The organism is Sphingomonas sp. SRI_018, from assembly GCF_057586275.1.
Map to the genome: position 1 here is coordinate 540,650 of NZ_JBYCZO010000002.1, position 20,418 is coordinate 561,067.

At 67.7% G+C, this 20,418-nt stretch carries 15 protein-coding genes; 9 read left to right on the forward strand and 6 right to left on the reverse strand.

Going from position 1 to position 20,418, the window contains the following annotated elements; translation table 11 throughout:
• Positions 1–25: 25 nt before the first annotated feature.
• Positions 26–1,486: a mannitol dehydrogenase family protein gene (locus tag AC2YHA_RS14640; RefSeq protein WP_487402179.1), complete on the forward strand. Its 1,461-nt coding sequence runs from the start codon at positions 26–28 to the stop codon at positions 1,484–1,486.
• A 2-nt stretch (positions 1,487–1,488) separates the two neighbouring features.
• Here AC2YHA_RS14640 and AC2YHA_RS14645 read toward each other — a convergent pair whose 3' ends face one another.
• The 4 genes from AC2YHA_RS14645 to AC2YHA_RS14660 form a co-directional block, all read right to left on the reverse strand.
• Entirely contained in the window at positions 1,489–2,766 is a 1,278-nt protein-coding gene (locus AC2YHA_RS14645; RefSeq protein ID WP_487402180.1) for an alpha/beta hydrolase family protein, read from the reverse strand.
• Positions 2,767–2,773: 7 nt separating this feature from the next.
• Positions 2,774–5,371 (reverse strand): TonB-dependent receptor, encoded by a 2,598-nt coding sequence (locus AC2YHA_RS14650; RefSeq protein WP_487402181.1) that lies wholly within the window; start codon positions 5,369–5,371, stop codon positions 2,774–2,776.
• 259 nt (positions 5,372–5,630) lie between these two features.
• Positions 5,631–6,059, reverse strand: coding sequence for a CoA-binding protein (locus AC2YHA_RS14655; protein ID WP_487402182.1), 429 nt, complete (start codon positions 6,057–6,059; stop codon positions 5,631–5,633).
• A gap of 1 nt (position 6,060) precedes the next feature.
• The gene (locus AC2YHA_RS14660; RefSeq protein WP_487402183.1) at positions 6,061–7,005 is read right to left on the reverse strand and encodes an Mrp/NBP35 family ATP-binding protein; all 945 of its coding nucleotides are present in this window, start codon (positions 7,003–7,005) and stop codon (positions 6,061–6,063) included.
• A gap of 70 nt (positions 7,006–7,075) precedes the next feature.
• Between AC2YHA_RS14660 and hflK the strand changes: the two genes are divergently transcribed.
• From hflK to AC2YHA_RS14680, 4 genes are all read left to right on the forward strand, one after another.
• A complete protein-coding gene (hflK, locus tag AC2YHA_RS14665; RefSeq protein ID WP_233784287.1) occupies positions 7,076–8,209 on the forward strand; it encodes a protease modulator HflK in 1,134 nt (377 codons plus the stop codon).
• Positions 8,206–9,066 carry a protease modulator HflC gene (hflC, locus tag AC2YHA_RS14670; protein ID WP_233784286.1) on the forward strand — a complete coding sequence of 287 codons (861 nt, stop codon included), beginning with the start codon at positions 8,206–8,208 and terminating at the stop codon, positions 9,064–9,066. Before hflK ends, hflC begins: the two co-directional genes overlap by 4 nt.
• A gap of 146 nt (positions 9,067–9,212) precedes the next feature.
• The gene (locus AC2YHA_RS14675; RefSeq protein ID WP_487402184.1) at positions 9,213–10,733 is read left to right on the forward strand and encodes a Do family serine endopeptidase; all 1,521 of its coding nucleotides are present in this window, start codon (positions 9,213–9,215) and stop codon (positions 10,731–10,733) included.
• Positions 10,734–10,800: 67 nt separating this feature from the next.
• Entirely contained in the window at positions 10,801–12,408 is a 1,608-nt protein-coding gene (locus tag AC2YHA_RS14680) for a helicase HerA-like domain-containing protein (protein ID WP_487402185.1), read from the forward strand.
• Between the two features lie 170 nt (positions 12,409–12,578).
• On the opposite strand, the gene AC2YHA_RS14685 is transcribed toward AC2YHA_RS14680, so the two are convergent.
• Positions 12,579–14,864 (reverse strand): TonB-dependent receptor plug domain-containing protein, encoded by a 2,286-nt coding sequence (locus tag AC2YHA_RS14685; RefSeq protein WP_487402186.1) that lies wholly within the window; start codon positions 14,862–14,864, stop codon positions 12,579–12,581.
• 344 nt (positions 14,865–15,208) lie between these two features.
• Between AC2YHA_RS14685 and AC2YHA_RS14690 the strand changes: the two genes are divergently transcribed.
• From AC2YHA_RS14690 to AC2YHA_RS14705, 4 genes are all read left to right on the forward strand, one after another.
• Entirely contained in the window at positions 15,209–16,417 is a 1,209-nt protein-coding gene (locus tag AC2YHA_RS14690; RefSeq protein WP_487402187.1) for a M20 metallopeptidase family protein, read from the forward strand.
• Positions 16,418–16,489: 72 nt separating this feature from the next.
• Complete coding sequence (locus AC2YHA_RS14695; RefSeq protein ID WP_487402188.1) at positions 16,490–16,762, forward strand: CopG family ribbon-helix-helix protein; 273 nt, start codon at positions 16,490–16,492, stop codon at positions 16,760–16,762.
• Positions 16,750–17,034: a type II toxin-antitoxin system RelE/ParE family toxin gene (locus AC2YHA_RS14700; RefSeq protein ID WP_487402189.1), complete on the forward strand. Its 285-nt coding sequence runs from the start codon at positions 16,750–16,752 to the stop codon at positions 17,032–17,034. Before AC2YHA_RS14695 ends, AC2YHA_RS14700 begins: the two co-directional genes overlap by 13 nt.
• A 145-nt stretch (positions 17,035–17,179) precedes the next feature.
• On the forward strand, positions 17,180–19,129 hold the full coding sequence (locus AC2YHA_RS14705) for an OPT family oligopeptide transporter (protein ID WP_487402190.1): 1,950 nt from the start codon (positions 17,180–17,182) through the stop codon (positions 19,127–19,129).
• On the opposite strand, the gene AC2YHA_RS14710 is transcribed toward AC2YHA_RS14705, so the two are convergent.
• A complete protein-coding gene (locus AC2YHA_RS14710; RefSeq protein ID WP_487402322.1) occupies positions 19,104–20,375 on the reverse strand; it encodes a glycoside hydrolase family 130 protein in 1,272 nt (423 codons plus the stop codon). The two genes, AC2YHA_RS14705 and AC2YHA_RS14710, sit on opposite strands and share 26 nt — an antisense overlap.
• Positions 20,376–20,418 lie beyond the last annotated feature (43 nt).

A 20,418-nucleotide genomic window follows, 5' to 3' on the forward strand; every position in this document is an offset into this window, starting at 1 on the left:
CCCGCCCCGGCCAACTAGGATGATCATGACCGACCGGCTTTCCCTGTCCAATCTGTCCAGCCTGCCTGCGGCGGTGACGCCTCCTCCCTACGATCGCGCAGCGGTTCGCGCCGGCGTGGTGCATCTCGGCATCGGCGCGTTTCACCGCGCGCATCAGGCGGCGGTGTTCGACGCGGCGCTGGCGGACGGCGATCTGCGCTGGGGCATCCTCGGCGTGTCGCTGCGCTCGCCGGGCGTGCGCGACCAGATGGTGCCGCAGGACGGGCTCTACAGCCTGGTGGTCCGTCAGGGCGACGAACAGCGCGTGCGGATCATCGGCGCGACGCAGGACGTGCTGGTCGCGCCCGAGAGCCCGGCCGCAGTGGTCGAAGCGCTGGCCAGCCCGGACGTCCACATCGTCACGCTGACCGTGACCGAGAAGGGCTATCGCCTCGACCCGGCGACCGGCGCGCTGCTCGAGCAGGAGGCGGACGTCGCGAGCGACCTTGCCAGCCTGGCAGCGCCGCGTACTGCCCCCGGCTTCCTCGTCGCCGGCCTCGCCCGTCGTCGCGAGGCGGGGCTGCCGCCGTTTACCGCGATCAGCTGCGACAACCTGCCGCACAACGGCCGGCGGCTGCGCCAGGCGGTGCTGACGATGGCCGAGCGGCACGACCCGGCCCTGGCGGAATGGATCGACCGGCACGGCGCCTTCCCGCAGACGATGGTCGACCGCATCGTGCCGGCGACCACGCCCGACGATATCGCCGCGCTCGCCATCCAGCTCGGCGTCGAGGACCAGGCGATGGTCAAGACCGAGCCCTTCAGCCAATGGGTGATCGAGGACAGCTTCGCCTCCGAACGGCCCGATTTCGTGCGCTTCGGCGTCCAGCTCACCGGCGACGTCGCGCCGTGGGAGGAGGCGAAGCTCCGGCTGCTCAACGGCGCGCATTCGGGGATCGCCTATCTGGGCGGGCTCGCCGGCATCGAGTTCGTCCACCAGTTCGTCGCGCGGCCGGAGGGTCGGCGCTTCGTCGAACGGCTGTGGGACGAGGCGGCGACGACGCTCGATCCGCCCGCCGGGCTGGATATCGCCGCCTATCGCGGCGAGCTGATGGCGCGCTTCTCCAACAGCGCGCTGCAGCACCGCACGCGCCAGATCGCGATGGACGGCTCGCAGAAGCTGCCCCAGCGCCTGCTCGCGACGATCGCGGCGCGGCGCGCGGCGGGGCTGGAGGTGGAGACGCTGGCGCTGGCAGTGGCGGCCTGGATGCGCTGGCAGGGCGGCGTCGACGATGCCGGGACGACCTTCACGGTCGACGACCCCCTTGCGGCCAGGACCGCGGCGGCGCTTGCGGGCTGCGGCTCGGCGGCGGAGCGCGTTGCGGCGCTGCTGGCGATCGACGCGATCTTCCCGCCCGCGCTCGCCGCGGATGAGCTGGTCCGGTCGACGCTGACCCGCCATCTCGAGCGTCTCGAATCCACCGGAGCGCTGGCGGTGCTCGCCTGAGCTCAGCGTCGCTTCGCCGGCAGATAGCGGTCGGCGAAGCGGATGTAGTTGGCCCAGTCCCAGCGCGTGATGTCGTGCGGTCCCGCGCGCAGATGATAGGCAATGCGCGACAGCACCGGCTGGTCCGGCGGCGGCATCGCCTCGGCTGCGAGTCCTTCGGCGGCGAGCAGTCGGTAAACCGGCTCGGCCGCCTTGGCCGCGAGGAACTCGCCCCTGGGATCGGACCAGAGATCGAGGCTGGCGCTGGCGACATAGACAGGCCGCGGCGCCACCAGCGCGATCAGCTCGTGCGCGTCGACCGGCAGCGCCGCCTCGCGATCCGCATAGGTCTTGTAGGTCGGCGCGAACCAATAGTCGTTCATCACCCGGATCGTCTCGCCGAACCGTCGCCGGTAGAGCGCGGCGCCTCCCTCGCCGGAATCGTTCGAGATGACGGCGGCGAAGCGGGTGTCGCGCGCGCCCGCCCATAGCGCCGCCTTGCCATAACGCGAGTGGCCGAACACGATCACGCGCCCCGCATCGACGTCGCGGTCGGTGGCGAGATAGTCATAGGCGCGGCTGAGACCCCAGGCCCAGGTCGCGATCGCGCCCCAGCGGTCGGGCGTCGAGGCGGTGGTGCGATAATAGGGCTGGATGCTTTCGGCGAACTTGCCGTCGCCGTCGGGGTAGAGATCGCCGGTGAAATAGGTGGCGACGCCGTAGCCGGCCTTGACGATCTCCTCGATCGGCCATTGCGCGGCGTCGATGCCGCGCGAGCGTTCCGTCGCCCGCCCTTTGACGACGCCCTCGGCAGGCACGACCCAGCTCGGCGTGATCGCGATCGCCGGGTCGGGATTGACCGCCTGGTTGCCGTGGAAGTTCGGCCCGACGAAGACCGGTACAGGCTTATTCGCGCGGGCAGGAAGGTAGAGCAGCACCGCCATCCGTGGCCCGGCGGCGCCGTCGAGATAGATGCTCACCTGCTTGCGCACCGCGAGACCGCCCAGTGCTGCGCGATCGAGGTCGGTGACGACGAAGCGCATGTGGCGCGGCGGCGGTGGGGCGATGCCGTAGATATTGGTCTCGAACAGGCGGACGAGCTCGGGCCGGCGCTGCCTCCACCATTGCCGGGCGCTGGTGATGCGCGTGCCGTCCGCCGCCGTCAGCGGATCGGGCAGGGTATAGGCGGGGACCTTTGCCTCGTCGAAGTTCCCGTCGAGCTGCGCGGCCACCGGCGCCGCGGCGAGCAGCCCCGCCGCCGCCGTAAGTAAAGGCCGGAAACGTCGCCGCTTCCGGCCCACCCCCTTTTCAGAAATTGACGTGGAACCCGAGCTGATAGGTGCGGTCGAGCTGGTTCGACAGCGTCGGAAGGTCGGGCGTGCCATAATATTGCACCTGATAGGCCGACGACAGATTCACCGCATCGAACTTGATCGAAAAATGCTCGTCGAACGCGTAGGTCGCGGAGAAATCGAGCGATTCCTGCGGCGCGTTCCACAGCGTCCGTCCGGCCGTGTCGGCGAAGTTGGTCTGCACGCTCTTCGATCGCCGGTTGTACGAGACGTGGAGCGACAGCGGTCCTTTCTCATAGATGCCGGTCAGGTTGAAGCTATGCTTGGACAAAAGGTCCGCCGGCACCATCACGGTCTGGCCGACGACGGGCAGCTTGCTGTCGACATAGGTGTAGTTGCCTTGGAAGCCGAGGCCGCTCAGCAGACCGGGCAGGAAGTCGAGGAACTGCTGGTAGGTGAGCTCGAATCCCTTGATCGTGCCCGATCCGGTGTTGCGTGGGCGGCTGATCTGATAATCCTGGCCGTCGATCGTCTCCGTCACCGAGAATTTTTGGATGAAGCCGGTGACGTCCTTCTGGAACAGCGCGACCGCGGCATAGTTGGACTTGCCGAAATAATATTCGAGGCTGGCGTCGTACTGGTCGGCCTTGGTCGGCTGCAGATTGGGGTTGCCGCCGCTGCCGGTGAAGTTGACCGCGTTGAGCACCAGCGCCGGCGACAGGTTGCCGAAATCGGGCCGGGTGATCGCCTTGGAATAGGCGAGGCGCAGGAACAGATTGTCGGTGAACTTGGCGCGCACATTCACGCTCGGCAGCCAATTGTCGTAGGTGGCACTGCCCTCGACCGGCTGCCCCGCCGCGTCGAACACGCGCTGGTGGTTCTTGGTGCTGACGTAGCGGATGCCGACATTGCCGTCGATCGGCACGCCCAGGTCGAAGCCGAACCGCGCCTGGGCATAGCCGGCCCAGACCGTCTCCAGATAGTTGAAGTGGTTGCCGAGTGGATAGACCGGATCGTCGATCGAGATGCCCGCCAGCACGCGCATGCGCGTCGCATCCTTGATGAAGGGGGAGGCGATCGCCAGCCACTGGTTGATCGAGGCGTTCTGGTCGGTGAACAGATTGCCCGGCGTCAGCTCGCCGACGTTGGCGAGCGGTTGGGTCAGCGTCACCGTCGAGCTGACGCTGTAGACGTCGTTGACCGCCCGGTGCCGCGCCCAGCGGCCGCCGACCAGCAGCGCGGTCAGCGGGCTGTTGGCGAACTCGTACTTGGCGTCGAGGCGGAACGACGACTCGCGGCCGAGGCTCTGCTGGCCGAGGTCCGAATAGATGGCCGTCGCCGCATAGCTCGTGGGATTGGCGACGTCGACGCCGCTCACCGACGTGTCCGGGGTCGCTCCCGAGAGGTCGACCGTCGCCCCCGGCGCGCGCGTCTGGATCGCGATGCTGCGGGAATAGAATGGCCCTGAGCTATCAATATATGCCGCCTCGCCGGCCAGCGAGAAGCGCCCGCTCTTCCAGTTGAAGCCGAGCCCCAGGCTGGTGGTGTCGTAGGGATTGTCCGACGCGCCGGTGACCGAGCGCACCAGTGCGTTGGTCAGCCCGAAGCTGTCGGGGACGTTGCCGTTCGGCGCGTCCTTGTAGATGAAGCTCCCGGGCACGCCGCGCGTCGCGCCGTCGATCTGGATGGAGAGCTGCTGAGTGAAGCTGTGCCCGCCCGAATGGCTGCGCATCGCGTCCGCGTGGATCTCGAGCTCGGGCGAGGGCTGCCACTGCAGCGCCGCGTACATCGTCGAGCGGACGCGATTGCCGGTCTCGTAGCGCGGGCGGAACTGGGTCGGCACCGTCACCGCATCGCCGCTGTCGTTCGGGAAAACGCCGTCGCCGTCGCGATCGTAGAGGTTGTTGGTGTTGCCGTAGACGTTGGTCGAGACCTGGTAACCCGCCGAGTAGAAACGCTCGTACTGGCCGCCGACCAGCACGCCGATCTCGCCGATGCCGGTATCGAAGCGGTCGCTGACCACGCCGGAGACGCGCGGCGACGCCTTGTCCTGGAAGTCGCTATAGGCCGCCGATCCGGTGAGCGCGAAATGGAAGCCTTTGAAGTCGAACGGACGGGCGGTGCGGATGTTGATCAGCCCGCCGAGTCCGCCCTCGATCTGGTCGGCGGTGGCGGTCTTGTAGACATCGAGGCCCGACAGGATGTCCGACGAGAAGTCGAGCAAGGTCGCGGTGCGGCCGGTGTTGGTGAACAGCTGGCGGCCGTTGATCGTGGTCATCACCTGCTTGAGGCCGTGCACGACATAGCCGTTACCCTCGCCGCGCGAGTTGCGCGCGATCTGGACGCCGGGGATGCGTTGCAGCGTCTCGGCGATGTTGGTGTCGGGCAGCTTGCCGATGTCCTCGGCGACGATCGAATCCTGGATCTGGTTCGAATCGCGCTTGATGTTCGCCGCATTGGCGAGCGTCGCGCGCAGGCCGGTGACGACGATGTCCGCTTCGATCTGCGGATCAGCGCCGCCGCCCGCGCCGCTCGCGGCAACCTGTGCGTTCGCCGATGTCGCCGCGAGCGCGGCCAGCGCCGCCGACGCCAGCAAGGAAATCCTGGAAACCATAGCCGGGTCCTCTCGCCAACGGCCCCGGCGCGTCTGATGTGTGCCTATGAGCCTCGATATCAATCCGGCAGCATGATATTTCAGTCAAGCGAATTTTATGGGCAAAAGTCAGTTTCTGATCGAGCAGAGGGAATGGACCATCGAAGATCACAGTGCCCAGTGCTCCTGCGAAGGCAGGAAATCTGGCCGCAAGCAACACGCCCGCGATCCAGGGCTCCTTGCCTTCGCGGGAGCACGACTAAGTTCGTCGGAATGGCTTCTAGCGAACCGGCGCCACGCCCAACCGCGGGATCTCGATCGCGGGACAACGGTCCATCACCACCTTGAGTCCTGCCGCCTCCGCGCGTGCCGCCGCCTCATGGTTGATCACCCCGAGCTGCATCCACACCGCCTTCGCCCCGACTTGGATCGCCTCGTCAACCGCTTCGCCGGCGGCCTGAGGACGGCGGAAGATGCCGACGATGTCGATCGGCTCGCCGATCTGCGCGAGCTCGCGGAACACGAACTCGCCGTGGATGTGCTCGCCGGTGATCTGCGGGTTGATCGGGATCACGCGATAGCCGTGGTCCTGCAGCCGCTTCATCACGCCATAGCTCGGCCGGTCGGGCCGGTCGGAGGCGCCGACCAGCGCGATCACGCGCGCGCCCTCCAGCAGGGCCTTGATATCCTCGTCGCGGGTCAGCGGCATGTCATCCTCCGTGTTCGCGGAGCCAGGTGTCGAGCCGTTCCGCCAGCCCCTCGAACGCCGCCGCCTCCGGCCCGTTCCCGGCGGCCGGCGGGCGCCCGGCATCCGAATCGCGCCGCACGGCGATGCTGAGCGGAATGCGGCCGAGGAAATCGATCCCGAGCCGCTTCGCCTCCGCCTCGGCGCCGCCCTGGCCGAACGGATCGGAGATCTCGCCGCAATGCGGGCAGGCGTAGCCGGCCATGTTCTCGACCAGGCCGATGATCGGCACGCCGGCCTTGTTGAACAGGTCGATCGCGCGCGCCGCGTCGATCAGCGCCAGGTCCTGCGGGGTCGAGACGATCACCGCGCCCGCGGGCTTGTGCTTCTGCACCATGGTGATCTGGACATCGCCGGTGCCCGGCGGCAGGTCGAGGATCAGCGGATCGGCCTCGCCCCAATGCGCATCGATCAGCTGGCCGAGCGCGCTCGATGCCATCGGCCCGCGCCATGCCAGCGCCTGGCCCGACTGCACCAGCATCCCCATCGACAGCAGCGGCACGCCCGCGGGCGTCGTCACGGGGATCATCTTCTTGTCGCGCGCGTCGGGCTGCATCCCCTCGGCGCCGAGCAAGCGAGGCTGCGAGGGACCGTAGATGTCGCCGTCGACCAGCCCCGCATCGCGGCCCAGCGCCCGCAGCGCCACCGCCAGATTCGCCGATACGGTCGACTTGCCGACCCCGCCCTTGCCGCTCGCCACCGCAATCAGCCGCCGCGGGCGGCGCTCGCTGGTGCGCAGCACGCGCGCATCGGTGAGGCCCTGCGCCTCCGCGGCGGCGCGCGCCTCGGCCTCGAGCAGCGCGGCTGCGGCGGTATCGAGCCCGGTCACGTCGACCATCAAGGTCGCGCGCCCATCCTTCACGCGACCGGTGACGCGGGGCGGCAGATTGGTGAGTTCGGGGTCGGCCATCCGTGCCACTTAGGGTGCCGTTCGCGCACTGCCACTGTTTTTCCGCGTCTCCGGTCCTATAAAGGCCTCCATGAACATTCTTTCGGGATGGCGCGCGCGCGGCCACATCCTTCGCAACGAGCCGCCGAAAAGCCCCTGGGGCGGCAAGCCCACGGGCGGCGGCGATGATTCAGGCAAGGGCGGCGACGATTCGGGCAAGGGCGGTGGCGGCGGTCCGCGCAATCCCTGGTCCTTTCCGCCCGAGGGCCGGCGCTCGCGCCCCGGATCGGTCAGCTCGCTCGATGAGTTCCTGAAGCGTGCGCGCGGCGGTGGTGGCGGTCCCGGCCTGCCCGGCGGCGTCTCGGGGCGCAGCCTGTGGCTGATCGGCGTCGGGCTGATCGTCGCGCTGTGGGTGCTGTTCACCAGCATCTGGCAGATCGCACCGCAGGAGCGCGGCGTCGTCACCTTCTTCGGCCGCTATGCCGGCGTGCTCGAGCCCGGCATCCACCTGACACTGCCGTCGCCGTTCAACAACGTCGAGAAGATCGACGTCCAGAACATCCGTGAGGAGACCTTCCCGACCAGCTCGAGCGAAGAGAATCTGATGCTGACGGGCGACCAGAACATCATCAACCTCGCCTATCAGGTGCGCTGGAACATCGGCAATCCGCAGGATTATGTCTTCCAGATTCGCGATCCCAAGGAGACGGTGCGCGCGACGGCGGAAAGCGTGATGCGTGCGGTGGTCGCCGACGTCGATCTCGACCAGGCGCTCGGCCGCGGCCGTACCGTGATCGAGGCGCGCGTGCAGCAGCTGATGCAGGAGACGCTCGACGAGTATAACTCGGGCGTCCGCATCCAGGGCGTGGCGATCAGCAAGGCCGATCCGCCCAATGCGGTCAACGACGATTTCAAGGCGGTGTCGGCCGCGCAGCAGGAGGCGCAGTCGAACCTCAACAACGCGCGCGCCTATGCTCAGCAGGTGATCGCGCGCGCCCAGGGCGAGGCGGCGCAGTTCGACAAGATCTACGAGCAATACAAGCTGTCACCAGACGTCACCAAGCGGCGCCTGTATTACGAGACGATGGAGGCGGTGCTGGCCAAGTCGAACAAGACGATCGTCGAGGCCCCCGGCGTCACCCCCTATCTGCCGCTGCCCGAGGCGCGGCGCACGATCCCGGACGCGCAGACGCCGCCCGCCGTGCAGCAGGGAGGCGCCCAATGAACGGCGTCCTGCGCAGGCCGATGACGTTCGGCATCCTGCTGCTCGCGGCGCTGATCCTGCTCGCCAGCACCTTCACCATCGTGCCCGAGACGCGCCAGGCGGTGATCCTGCGCTTCGAGGTGCCGGTGCGCACCGTCAACGCGTGGCGGCAGGGCGAGGAGTTCGGCCGCACCGGCGCGGGCCTGATCGCGCGCATCCCGTTCATCGACCGCATCGTCTGGGTCGACAAGCGCGTGCTCGACGTCGACCTCGACAACCAGCCGGTGCTGTCGACCGACCAGCTCCGGCTCCAGGTCGACGCCTATGCCCGTTTCCGCGTGATCGATCCGCTCCGCATGGTGGTGACCGCGCGCAGCGTCGACGGCGTCACCTCGGCGCTGCAGCCGCTGTTCAGCTCGGCGCTTCGGGCCGAGCTCGGCAAGGTCGACTTCGCGGTGCTGCTGTCGCCCGAACGCGGCCAGGTGATGGACAATATCCAGAAGCGCCTGCAGAACTACGCCAGCCAGTACGGCGTCCAGATCGTCGACGTGCGCATAAAACATGCCGACCTGCCCGACGGCACGCCGCTGGAAAGCGCGCTCGAGCGGATGCGGACGGCCCGGCAGCAGCAGGCGCTCACCATCCGCGCCCAGGGCCAGCGCAACGCCCAGATCGTCCGGGCGGACGCCGAAGCGCAGGCGGCGAAAATCTATGCGGACGCCTTCGGCAAGGACGCGCAGTTCTACGACTTCTATCGGGCCATGCAGTCGTACCGCTACACCTTCGGCGCCGACGGCGGCTCCGACCAGGGGCGCGGCGGCACCTCGATCATCCTGAGCCCGCAGAACGGCTATCTGCGCGAGTTCCAGGGGCGTTGATTCGAAACGAGGGCATCACCAAGTTGGGCATGAAAAAGGCGTCATCTGCTGTCGAACCGTTCATCTTCAGTGAGCGTTCAGCATTGTAGTCGTCATTAGACCCGCGTCGCTCCAGTCCATTTCGAGCTCGAGAGGAAGACCTTAACGTGCGTTACGCCTACGCTCTCACCGCAGCGCTCCTTCTTGGCGGGGCCGCCGTCTCGGCGACGCTCCAGCCGCCCGCGGGCGCGCAGACCGCCCAGAACGAGCCTGGCACGATCCAGGCGACCGCGCCCAAGGCCGGTGCGCCGATGAGCTTCGCCGACATGGTGGCGAAGCTGCAGCCCGCCGTGGTCAACATCTCGACCCAGCAGCGCGTGACCGTCAACCAGACCAATCCCTTCGCGGGGACGCCGTTCGGCGACCTGTTCGGCTTCGGCCAGCAGGGCGGCGGACGTCCGGTAACGCGTGACGCGACGTCGCTGGGATCGGGCTTCATCATCTCTCCCGACGGCTATATCGTCACCAACAGCCATGTGATCTCGCCCGGCTCGCGCAATGCCGTGGTCGACAGCATCACCGTCACCCTCACCGACCGCCGCGAGTTCAAGGCGCGGCTGATCGGGCGCGACCAGGCGTCGGACCTCGCGCTGCTCAAGATCGAGGGCACCAACCTGCCGTTCGTGAAATGGGGCGATTCGACCGCCGCGCGCGTCGGCGACTGGGTGGTCGCGATCGGCCAGCCGTTCGGGCTCGGTTCGACGGTGACGGCGGGGATCATCTCCGCGGTCCACCGCGTCGGCAGCGGTCCGCTCGACCGCTTCATCCAGACCGATGCCTCGATCAATCAGGGCAATTCGGGCGGCCCGATGTTCGACCTCAACGGCAACGTCATCGGCATCAACTCGCAGATCCTGTCGCCGACCGGCGGCAACGTCGGCATCGGCTTCGCGATTCCTGCCGAAGAGGCGCGGCCGGTGATCGACACGCTGCTCAAGGGCAAGACGGTTCAGCGCGGCTATCTTGGTGTCGGCATCCAGCCGGTCACAGACGATATTGCCGCGGCGCTGGGTCTGCCGAAGAACCGCGGCGAGATCGTCAGCCGCATCGAGCCGGGCGAGCCGGGCGACAAGGCCGGCCTCAAGCAGGGCGACGTCGTCGTCGCCGTCGGCGGCAAGGAGGTCACGCCCGATCAGACGCTGAGCTATCTGATCGCCAGCCAGACGCCGGGCACCCGCGTACCGCTGTCGGTGGTGCGTGACGGCAAGCCGGTGACGGTCAACGTGACCGTCGGCACGCGTCCGCCGGAGGATCAGCTCACCGGTTTCAGCCAGGACAATGACGACGACAACGACGGGCTGCCGGACGACAATGGCGGCTCCGCCACCACGCCCAACAGCCTGGGGCTACAGCTCACGCCGCTGACGCCGCAGATCGCCCGCCAGGTTGGCGTCGATCCAGCCACGCGCGGCGTGGTGATCGTCTCCGCCGATCCCTCGAGCGACGCCGCCAACAAGGGGCTGCGCCGCGGCGACGTGATCGTCTCGGTCAACCGCACGCCGGTGACGAGCCTCGCCGAGTTCAACAGCGCGGTGAACGCCGCCAAGTCGGCCGGGCGCGACCAGGTGCTGCTCTATATCCAGCGGGCGCGCGGCAACGGCGGCTTCATCGCCGTTCGGTTGAAATAACCGCGACAGGCTTGGAAAACCGCGCATTCGCGCTATCCCTCCCGGGGCAACCCGGGAGGGATTTTTCATGTCCGACTCGATCTACATCGGTTCCAGCGCCGCCGGCGTCCGGCAGGAGCTCCAGCTCAAGCGTGCCAATCGTCACGGCCTGATCGCCGGCGCGACCGGCACCGGCAAGACGGTGACGCTGCAGGGCATCGTCGAGGGCTTTTCGGCGAACGGGGTGCCGAGCTTCGTCGCGGACGTGAAGGGCGACCTCTCCGGCCTCGCCATGGCGGGCGCCGCCACCGCCAAGACGCATGAGGCCTTCGCCGCGCGCGCCAAGCAGATCGGGCTGACCGACTGGGCCTATGCCGACAATCCGGTGCAGTTCTGGGACCTGTTCGGCGAGCAGGGCCATCCGATCCGCACCACCGTCAGCGAGATGGGCCCGCTGCTGCTCGCGCGGCTCATGGACCTCAACGAGGTGCAGGAAGGCGTGCTGACCATCGCCTTCCACGTCGCCGACAAGGACGGGCTGCTGCTGCTCGACCTCGACGATCTCCAGTCGATGCTGACCCATTGCGCCGAACGTGCCGAGGAGCTCACCACCACCTACGGCAACGTCTCGAAACAGTCGGTCGGCGCGATCCAGCGCTCGCTGCTCCAGCTGCGTGCCCAGGGCGGCGACCATTTCTTCGGCGAGCCGGCGCTGGCGATCGAGGACTTCATCGCGACCGACGACAAGGGCCGTGGCATCGTCAACATCCTGGCCGCCGACAAGCTGATGGCGAGCCCCAAGCTCTATTCGACCTTCCTGCTGTGGCTGCTGTCCGAGCTGTTCGAGACGCTTCCCGAGGTCGGCGACCCCGACAAGCCCAAGCTCGTCTTCTTCTTCGACGAGGCGCATCTGCTGTTCAACGACACGCCCAAGGCGCTGCTCGAGAAGGTCGAGCAGGTCGTACGCCTGATCCGCTCGAAGGGCGTCGGCGTCTATTTCATCACCCAGAATCCGATCGACATCCCCGACACGGTCGCGGCCCAGCTCAACAACCGCGTCCAGCACAAGCTAAACGCCTTCACCCCCAAGGACCAGCAGGCGGTCAAGTCCGCGGCCGAGACGTTCCGCGCCAATCCCGGCGTCGACGTCGCCACCGCGATCACCGAGCTCGCGGTCGGCGAGGCTTTGGTGTCGCTGCTCCAGCCCGATGGCGCGCCCTCGCCGGTCGAGCGCACGCTGATCAAGCCGCCGTACTCGCGCGTCGGCCCGGTCACCCCGGTCGAGCGCGGCGTGCTGATCCAGACCGACGCGATCGGCGCCAAGTACGACACCGCGGTCGACCGCGAATCGGCGGAGGAGATCCTCGCCGCCAAGGCCAACGAGGCCGCCGCCGCGGCCGCCGCCGCCAAGGCGCAGGACGAGGCGGAGAAGGCGGCCGCGCTCAAGGCGAAGGAGGAGGCGGCCGCCGCCAAGGAAGCCGAACGCGCCCGCATCGCCGCCGAGCGCGAGGCGGCGAACAACCCGTGGAACAAGGCGATCACCTCCGCGACCCGCTCGGCCAGCTCCGCCGCCGGGCGTGCCGTCGCCAACGAGGTGACCAAGGCGATCTTCGGCGGCTCCCGCCGCGGCGGCGCGGCGGGCAGCATCGTGGGCGGGTTGGTGCGGGGGGTGCTGGGCGGGTTATTCCGGAGGTAGTCCGGTCCACTGGCCGCTATTGAGCACCCACGTGCTCCTGAAGGCAGGAGCCTTGGATCGGCGCGGTGTCGCTTGCCGCCTGAGCTCCTGCCTTCGCAGGAGCACTACTTCAATCCGAACAAGACAGGCCACGGGCTCTCACCTTCGTGGGAGCCCGTGGTTGCAAAAGATCAGAACGCCGCGCGTAGCGTGAGCTGGACCAGCGGGCCGGAATGCTCGCGCTCGATCTCATATTCGTCGAGATCGCCGTCGGCGCGTGCCTTCAGAATCTCCTCATACGAGTCGCCGTCGTACTTGCGGAAATCCTCGTACTTCACGCGGTCGAGCAGGTTCTGCACCGAGGCGCGCAGCACGAAATGTTTGCCGATCCGCTTCTCGACGAACGCCTCCAGGTCGGGGTCGTAGCGCAGGCCGACCGTCTCGTCGAAGTTCGACTCGGTCGCCCGGCTGCGGCCCGAGATGGTCGCGCCGAAGCTCACGTCCGCCGGATCGACGTTCTGGATGAAGCCGACGTTGTAGATATGGTGCGGCTGGTTGTTGAAGCGCCGCTCCTCGCCGGTGAACGGGTCCGTCGTCTTGCTGTCGAGATAGGTGTAGTTGGCGAACAGGCCGGTCTCGCCGAAGCCGAACAGCTTGACCGGAGTCGAGAAGTCGACCTCGACGCCCCAGGTCTGCCCGTCGCCGATGTTCTGCGGCCGGAAGTTCTGGCCGCCGGCGTCGCTGTTCTCGAACGCCACCAGCTCGATCAGGTCCTTGATGTCGCGATAGAAGACGTTGACGCCCAGGATGCCCTTGGCGCCCAGCCGCCGCTCATAGCCGACGTCCACGCCCCAGGCCTGCTCGTTGCGCAGCGACGGATTGCCGATCGTATTGTCATCGTCGCCCGGGCTCTCTTCCTGCACATAGGGTGAGATCATGTCGTAGTTGGGCCGCCGCACCGTCCGCGCGACCGAGGCGCGGAACTGGTCGCGCGACGTCGGCGCATAGCGGATATGCAGCGACGGATTGAGCAGGTCGGCATTGTACTTGGCGGTGCCCTCGGCACCGGTCGTCTTGCGGTCGGTGATCTCGTAACGCAGGCCCGCGTCGACCGTGAGCGCGCTCGCCGGCTCGAAGGTGAGGCGCAGGTACGGGTCGTAGCGCTTCTCCCTGATCTTGAAGTTCGCCGCCGGATCGACCTCGGTCTCGTCGTCCTCGACCTTGAACACCGAATTGAAGCCGTTGCGCGTCTTGCTGAGCAGATCGATGCCCGCCTTGGCCTTGAACGGACCGCCGTCGCCGTAGCGCAGGAACAGCGTGCCGGTATATTCGTCGTCCTTGATCCGGGTCGTCTCGACCTCGTCCGCCTCGAGATCGCTCAGATCCTCCTCGTCTCCCTTGAAGGTCGAGGCGACGGTGTGGTCGCGGTAGGCGTTCCACGCGCCCGCGATGCCGAGCTTCAGATTGCCGAGCGGGATCAGCGCATCGGCGGTGACCGCATAGGTCTGCTGGTCGATCTCCTCATGCTGGGTCTCGACCCCGTCGAAATCGAGGTCGGCGCCCTCCCAGGTGAGCGAGGTCTCGTCCTCGTCGCGGTCGGTGTCGACGAAGAAGCCGCCGATGCGGAAATGCCCGCCGTCGCCGAAGCGCGTCCTGATCTCGCCGCTGCCCGACAGGTCGCTGCCGTCCCGGGTGTCGCTCTGCGCCTCGAAGTTGTTGAACTCGGGATCGGTGACGTATTTGCTGTCCAGCCCGTCGGGGAAGCGCTTGTCGTCGGTCACCGGGGTGTCGTCGAAGCGGTACGAGACCTTCTTCTTCGGATTGCGCCGCTTCTGATAGTTGAGCGCCCCCCAGAAATCGGTCGAATCGCTGATGCGGCCGGCATAGGCGATCGCCCCCGACGGGCGGACTCCGCCGTCCCGGGTGTTGATCAATGCGCCGCCTTTCAGGAACCCGCCCTCGAAGCTGGTCGATTCCTTGGTGATGATGTTGAGCGTGCCGGCGGCGCCCTCGCTCGGCTGGTCGGCGGTCGGCGAGCGGACCAGCTCGATGCGCTCGACCAGCTCGGCCGGGATGCGGTCGACGAAGAAGCTGCGGTCGGCCTCGCCGCCCGGAGCGCGGCGGCCGTTGATCAGCACCTGGGTATAGCCCGGCGGCAGGCCGCGGAACTGCACCGCATCATATTCTAGCACGTCGGAGGTGAAGGTCACGCCCGGCACGCGCTTCAGCATCTCGCCGACCGACACCGGCTCGAACTTCTGGAAATATTCGAGGTCGTAGGAAAGCACCGGGTTGGGATCGTCGGTGCGGTTGCGGAACTCGATGTTGCCGGTGACGATGATGTCGTTGGCGCGCGGTGTGTCGCCGGCGCTCTGCGTCGAACTCTCGGCACCGGCCTGATCCTGCGCGACCGCGCCGATCGGCGCGAGCAGCGCGGCAAGCGCGCAGCCGCAGAGAATGGTCTTCCGGTCGATCATGGATGTCGCCCCCCTGATGGCGATGAAGATGGTCGTGAGACGAGCGCCACGGCCGTGCGCTTGCCGCCGCCGCTAGGGGGGATCGATGTCGTATCGGCGACGTTATGGTTTCAGTTCTGTGACGGTGTGCAGCTGCTCCACCGATCTAGGGTCCAGACCCCATAATTCGTCATGCCGGACTTGTTCCGGCATCCACTCCTCCAAGGACTGGCGCCGGGTTGCAGCTGGAACGGTGAAACCTGTACTCGACCGCCCGGTGGACCCCGGGAACAAGTTCGGGGTGACGAATGGTTGATCAGATTCCTGCCATTCGCTCTAGGATGGCCTTTTCGCCGGAGTCGCTTATGAACGCCCCCCTCACCACCGATTGGACCGCCGCCGGCGCCGCCGAGCTCGACGATGTCGTCGCGCTGCGACGCGCGATCCACGCCGATCCCGAGATCGGCCTCCATTGCCCGCGCACCACCGCCAAGCTACGTGCGGCGCTGGAGGGGCTGCCACTCGAGATCCACGAATCGACCTCGACCACCGGCTTCATTGCCATCCTGCGCGGCGGCTCCGACAACGGCCGCACCGTGCTGCTGCGTGGCGACATGGACGCGCTGCCGATGCCGGAGGAGACCGGGCTCGACTTCGCGAGCCGGGTGCCGAACGCGATGCACGCCTGCGGTCACGACAGCCATTCGGCGATGCTGGTCGGCGCCGCCCGCGCTCTGTCGGCGCGGCGCGAGCAGCTTCCCGGCACCGTCGTCTTCATGTTCCAACCGGGCGAGGAGGGGCATCACGGCGCGCGGCACATGATCGAGGACGGGCTGCTCGACATCGCGCGGCCGGACGCCGCCTTCGCGCTCCATATCTGGCCGAACGCGCCGGGCGGGCTGGTGATGAGCCGCCCGGGCCCGCTGCTCGCCTCGACCGATCAGCTCAACATCACCGTGCGCGGCCAGGGCGGGCACGCGGCGATGCCGCACGAGGGGCTCGATCCGATCCCGGTCGCCTGCGAGATGGTGACCGCGCTCTCGACCTTCGTCGCGCGCCAGATCGCGGTCACCGACCCGGCGGTGCTGTCGATCACGAAGATCGACGCGGGCTCCGCCTACAACATCGTCCCCGACGAGGTGGAGATGAAGGGCACGCTCCGCACCCTCTCCGACGCCACCCGCGCCAAGGCTCAGGCGGGCCTCGCCCGCATCGTCGAGCATGTCGCTGCCGCACACGGCTGCACCGCAGAGCTACGCATCGACGAGGGCTATCCGGTGACGCGTAACGATCCGCGCGCGGTCGAGCTGGTGCAGGGCATCGCCGAGGGGCTGGGCGGCCGCGGCTGGCGCACCGTCCCAGCGCCGATCATGGGCGGCGAGGACTTCTCCTATGTGCTGCGCGAGGTGCCGGGCGCGATGGCCTTCCTCGGCGTCGCCCCGGAGGACGTCGACCCCGCCACCGCCCCGCCGCTCCACAACACGCGCATGACGATCGACGAGGCGGTGATGGCGAAGGGCGTCGCACTCCACTGCGCCTTTGCCGAGCGCTTCCTGGAGGGGGGATTCGGCTGAGGCCTTACGCCCGAATTGACTGGGCGGCGTTGTCGGCCTTATTATCAACAGGTAGTACCTTGGAATAAGAAAATGGCGACGTCGGTCAAACTGGATGAGAAATTGAAGGGCCGCGTGCAGAAGCTTGCCGCCGCGCGCGACCGCAGTCCTCATTGGGTCATGCGTGAGGCGATCCGGCAATATGTCGATCGCGAAGAAGCACGTGATGGTTTCGAGCGAGAGGCGCTCGCTTCGTGGATTGCTTATCGTGAGACGGGGCGGCATCTGACCGGCGACGAGGTGGCGGCCTGGCTCGAAACCTGGGGAACGCCTGCGGAGACGGCGGTGCCTGATTGCCACGACTGATCGTTACCGAGGGCGGCGCGGCCGGTCTCGAGCGCTGTCGCCGCTTTCTCGTCGAGCGCAGTCCTGCGGCATCGATGCGCGCCGCCGAGGTCATCGGCGAGCATCTGAAGACTCTCGAACGCTTCCCCACGGTCGGACGCCCTGTCCATGACGGCCTTCGGGAACTGGTGATCGGTTTCGGCGAATCCGGATACGTCGCGCTCTATCATTACGATCCGGCGGAGGATGCGGTCCTTCTCGCCTTTCGCCATCAACGCGAAGCCGGCTACTGACAAACCATTTTCCTACACGGCCCGATCTGTGCCACCTTGGCCGGATGACGCCGTTTCACGATTACGACGCCCCGGCCGCGCTCGTCCGCTTCGACTCACATGATAGGCGAGTCGATTCAGTCAACATTTTCGGGCTGGACCGCGCATGACCCAGACCGGCTCCCTTCGCGAGCTGACGCTGCGCGGCGTCATCCTCGGCGGCCTGATCACGCTGCTGTTCACCGCGGCGAATGTCTATCTGGGGCTGAAGGTCGGCCTGACCTTCGCGACCTCGATCCCCGCCGCCGTCATCTCTATGGCGATCCTGCGGTTCCTGCCGGGGCACAACATCCTCGAGAACAACATCGTCCAGACGATCGCGAGCGCGGCGGGCACGCTGGCGGCGATCATCTTCGTGCTGCCGGGCCTGATCATGGTCGGCTGGTGGACGGGCTTCCCCTATTGGACCTCGGTCGCAGTCTGCGCGACCGGCGGCGTGCTCGGCGTCATGTTCTCGGTGCCGCTGCGGCGCGCGCTGGTGACCGGATCGGACCTGCCCTATCCCGAGGGCGTCGCCGCCGCCGAGGTGCTGAAGGTCGGCGCCGGCACCGAAGCCGGCGATGCGGAGAACGCGCAGGGGCTGCGCGCGATCGTCACCGGCAGCCTCGTCTCGGCCTTCTACTCGCTGATCACCCAGTTCAAGTTCACGCTCGGCGATCTCACCCGCAACTTCCGCGTCGGCGCGACCGGGAGCGGCTATTCGGTCGGGCTGTCGATGGCGCTGCTCGGGGTTGGCCATCTCGTCGGCCTGTCGGTCGGCTTCGCGATGCTGACGGGGACGATCACCGCCTGGGTGGTGCTGGTGCCGCTGCTGACCAGCTGGCATGGGCTGACCGGCCCCGTCAGCGACGTGGTCAGCGAGGTGTTCCGCACGCAGGTGCGCTTCATCGGCGCCGGCGCGATCGGCGTCGCGGCAGTGTGGACCCTGCTCAAGATCCTGGGACCGATCATCGGCGGCATCCGTTCGGCGATGGCGGCGGCCAAGGCGCGCGGGCAGGGCCAGGTGCTTGAGCTCACCGAGCGCGACCTGCCGATCGGAATCGTCGGCGGGGCGATCCTGCTCACCTTCGTGCCGATCGCCTATCTGCTCTGGGCGTTCGCGGCCGGCGGGCCGATCGCCGACCATGCGGTGCCGATCATCCTCGCGACGCTCGTCTACGTCGTGGTGATCGGCGTCGTGATCGCCTCGGTGTGCGGCTACATGGCCGGCCTGATCGGCGCGTCGAACTCGCCGGTGTCGGGGGTCGGCATCCTCGCCATCCTCGGGGCCTCGCTGATGCTGGCGGCGGTCTACGGTAACGGCGGAACGCCCGAGCGCGGCGATGCGCTAGTCGCCTATGCGCTGTTCGCGACCGCGATCATCTTCTCGATCGCGACCATCTCCAACGACAATCTCCAGGACCTGAAGACCGGCCAGCTGGTCGGCGCGACGCCGTGGAAGCAGCAGGTGGCGCTGGTGATCGGCGTCGCCTTCGGCAGCCTGGTCATCCCGCCGGTGCTCGACGTGCTCAACATCGCCTTCGGCTTCTCGGGCGCGCCCAATGCCGGGCCGAACGCGCTGCCGGCGCCGCAGGCGGCGCTGATCTCGTCGCTGGCCAAGGGCGTGCTCGGCGGCACGCTCGACTGGCGGATGATCGGCACCGGCGCGGTGTTCGGCGTGGTGATGGTCGCGATCGACGAGGCGCTGCGCCGCAACGGCAAGATGGGCCTGCCGCCGCTCGCGTTCGGCATGGGCATCTACCTGCCGATGTCGGCGACCCTGCTGGTGCCGGTCGGCGCGGTGATCGGCCATGTCTGGGAGCGCACGATCAAGGATTCGCCCCGCCGCGACTTTTTCTCGCGGATGGGCGTGCTGGTCGCGACCGGGCTGATCGTCGGCGAGAGCCTGTTCGGCGTGGTGTTCGCCGGCATCGTCGCCGCCACCGGCAGCGACGCGCCGCTGGCGCTGATCGCGGACTTCGAGGGCGTGGCGGTGTGGCTGTCGCTGCCGGTGTTCGCGGCGCTGATCGCCTTCGCCTACCGGCGCACGCTCACAGCTGCGCGAGCAAGTCGCTGATCGTGACGAAGGCGAAGCCGATCGAGGAATCCGCGATCCCATAGGGGATGAAGATGCGGTCGCCGTGCTTCAGCGCTCCGCAGGTGTAGACCACGTTGGGAACATAGCCCTCGCGGTCCTGGTCGGCGGGGGCGATCAGCGGCTCGGCGGTGCGGCCGATCACCTTGGACGGATCGTCCTTGTCGAGCAGCGCCGCGCCGATCGCGTATTTGCGCATCGCCCCGACGCCGTGGGTGAGGAGCAGCCAGCCCTCGTCCAGCTCGATCGGCGGGCCGCAATTGCCCATCTGCACGAGCTCCCACGGATGCTCGGGCTTCAGCAGGATTTCGCCCTCGTCCCAATGGTCGATGCGGTCGGAGGAGATGACATAGACGTTCTCTCCGTCCTGCCGCCCGATCATCATGTAGCGCCCGCCCACCTTGCGCGGGAACAGCGCCATGCCCTTGTTGCGCGCCGCCGATCCCGACATCGGCACCAGGTCGAAGGAGCGGAAGTCGGTGGTGCGCAACAGTTCCGACTGGATGCGCTCGCCATTGTAGGCGGTGTAGGTCCCGATCCACTCGTCGCGGCCGTCGTCGTGGGTGAACCTGACGAGGCGCAGGTCCTCCAGCCCCTTTGACTGGGCACCGGTAATCGGGAAGATCACCGTGCCGGACAGCGTCGAATCGCGGTGCCGGTAGACGGTGATCGGCCCCTCCGGCACATGGAGCTCGTCGCCGGGCGTGTCGGCGGCGGTGGCGAAGGGCGGCTCGGGCGCGAGCTTGAGCTGGTTCTTGTCGGTGACGATCCCCTCGCGGAAGGCGATCGAGCTGATATGGCCCTCGCCCACCGCCCGCATCGACATGAGGATGCGGGTCGAGCCCTTGGGCATGCCGCTCTGGTCATAGTGCGGCACCACGCTCGGGTTCATCAGCGCGGCGGCGGCATAGCTGTATTCGTGGCAGAAATAGGCGCCGATCAGCTGCCGCTTCTCGTCGCCGATATCGGCGCCGTCGAGCCCGAGCAGCGCCTCGATCTCGTCATAGCGGGTCATGAACACGCGCCGCGTCTGCCAGTGCCGCGCCTCGAAATCCTTGAGCACCGCCTCCAGCGAGGCATGCGTCTCCTTGGCGTCCATCGCCAATACCGCGCTGACGATGCGCTCGGTCCGGCTCGGCGCGCCGTTGTTCGACGTCCAGCCGATGTGGAACGGACGCACCACCACCCGCGACGGATCGGCGTGCAGCCTCAGCGCATGATGGAACATCTCGAGCAAAGCGCCCCCCGGGAACACATGACAGTGCCGAGCG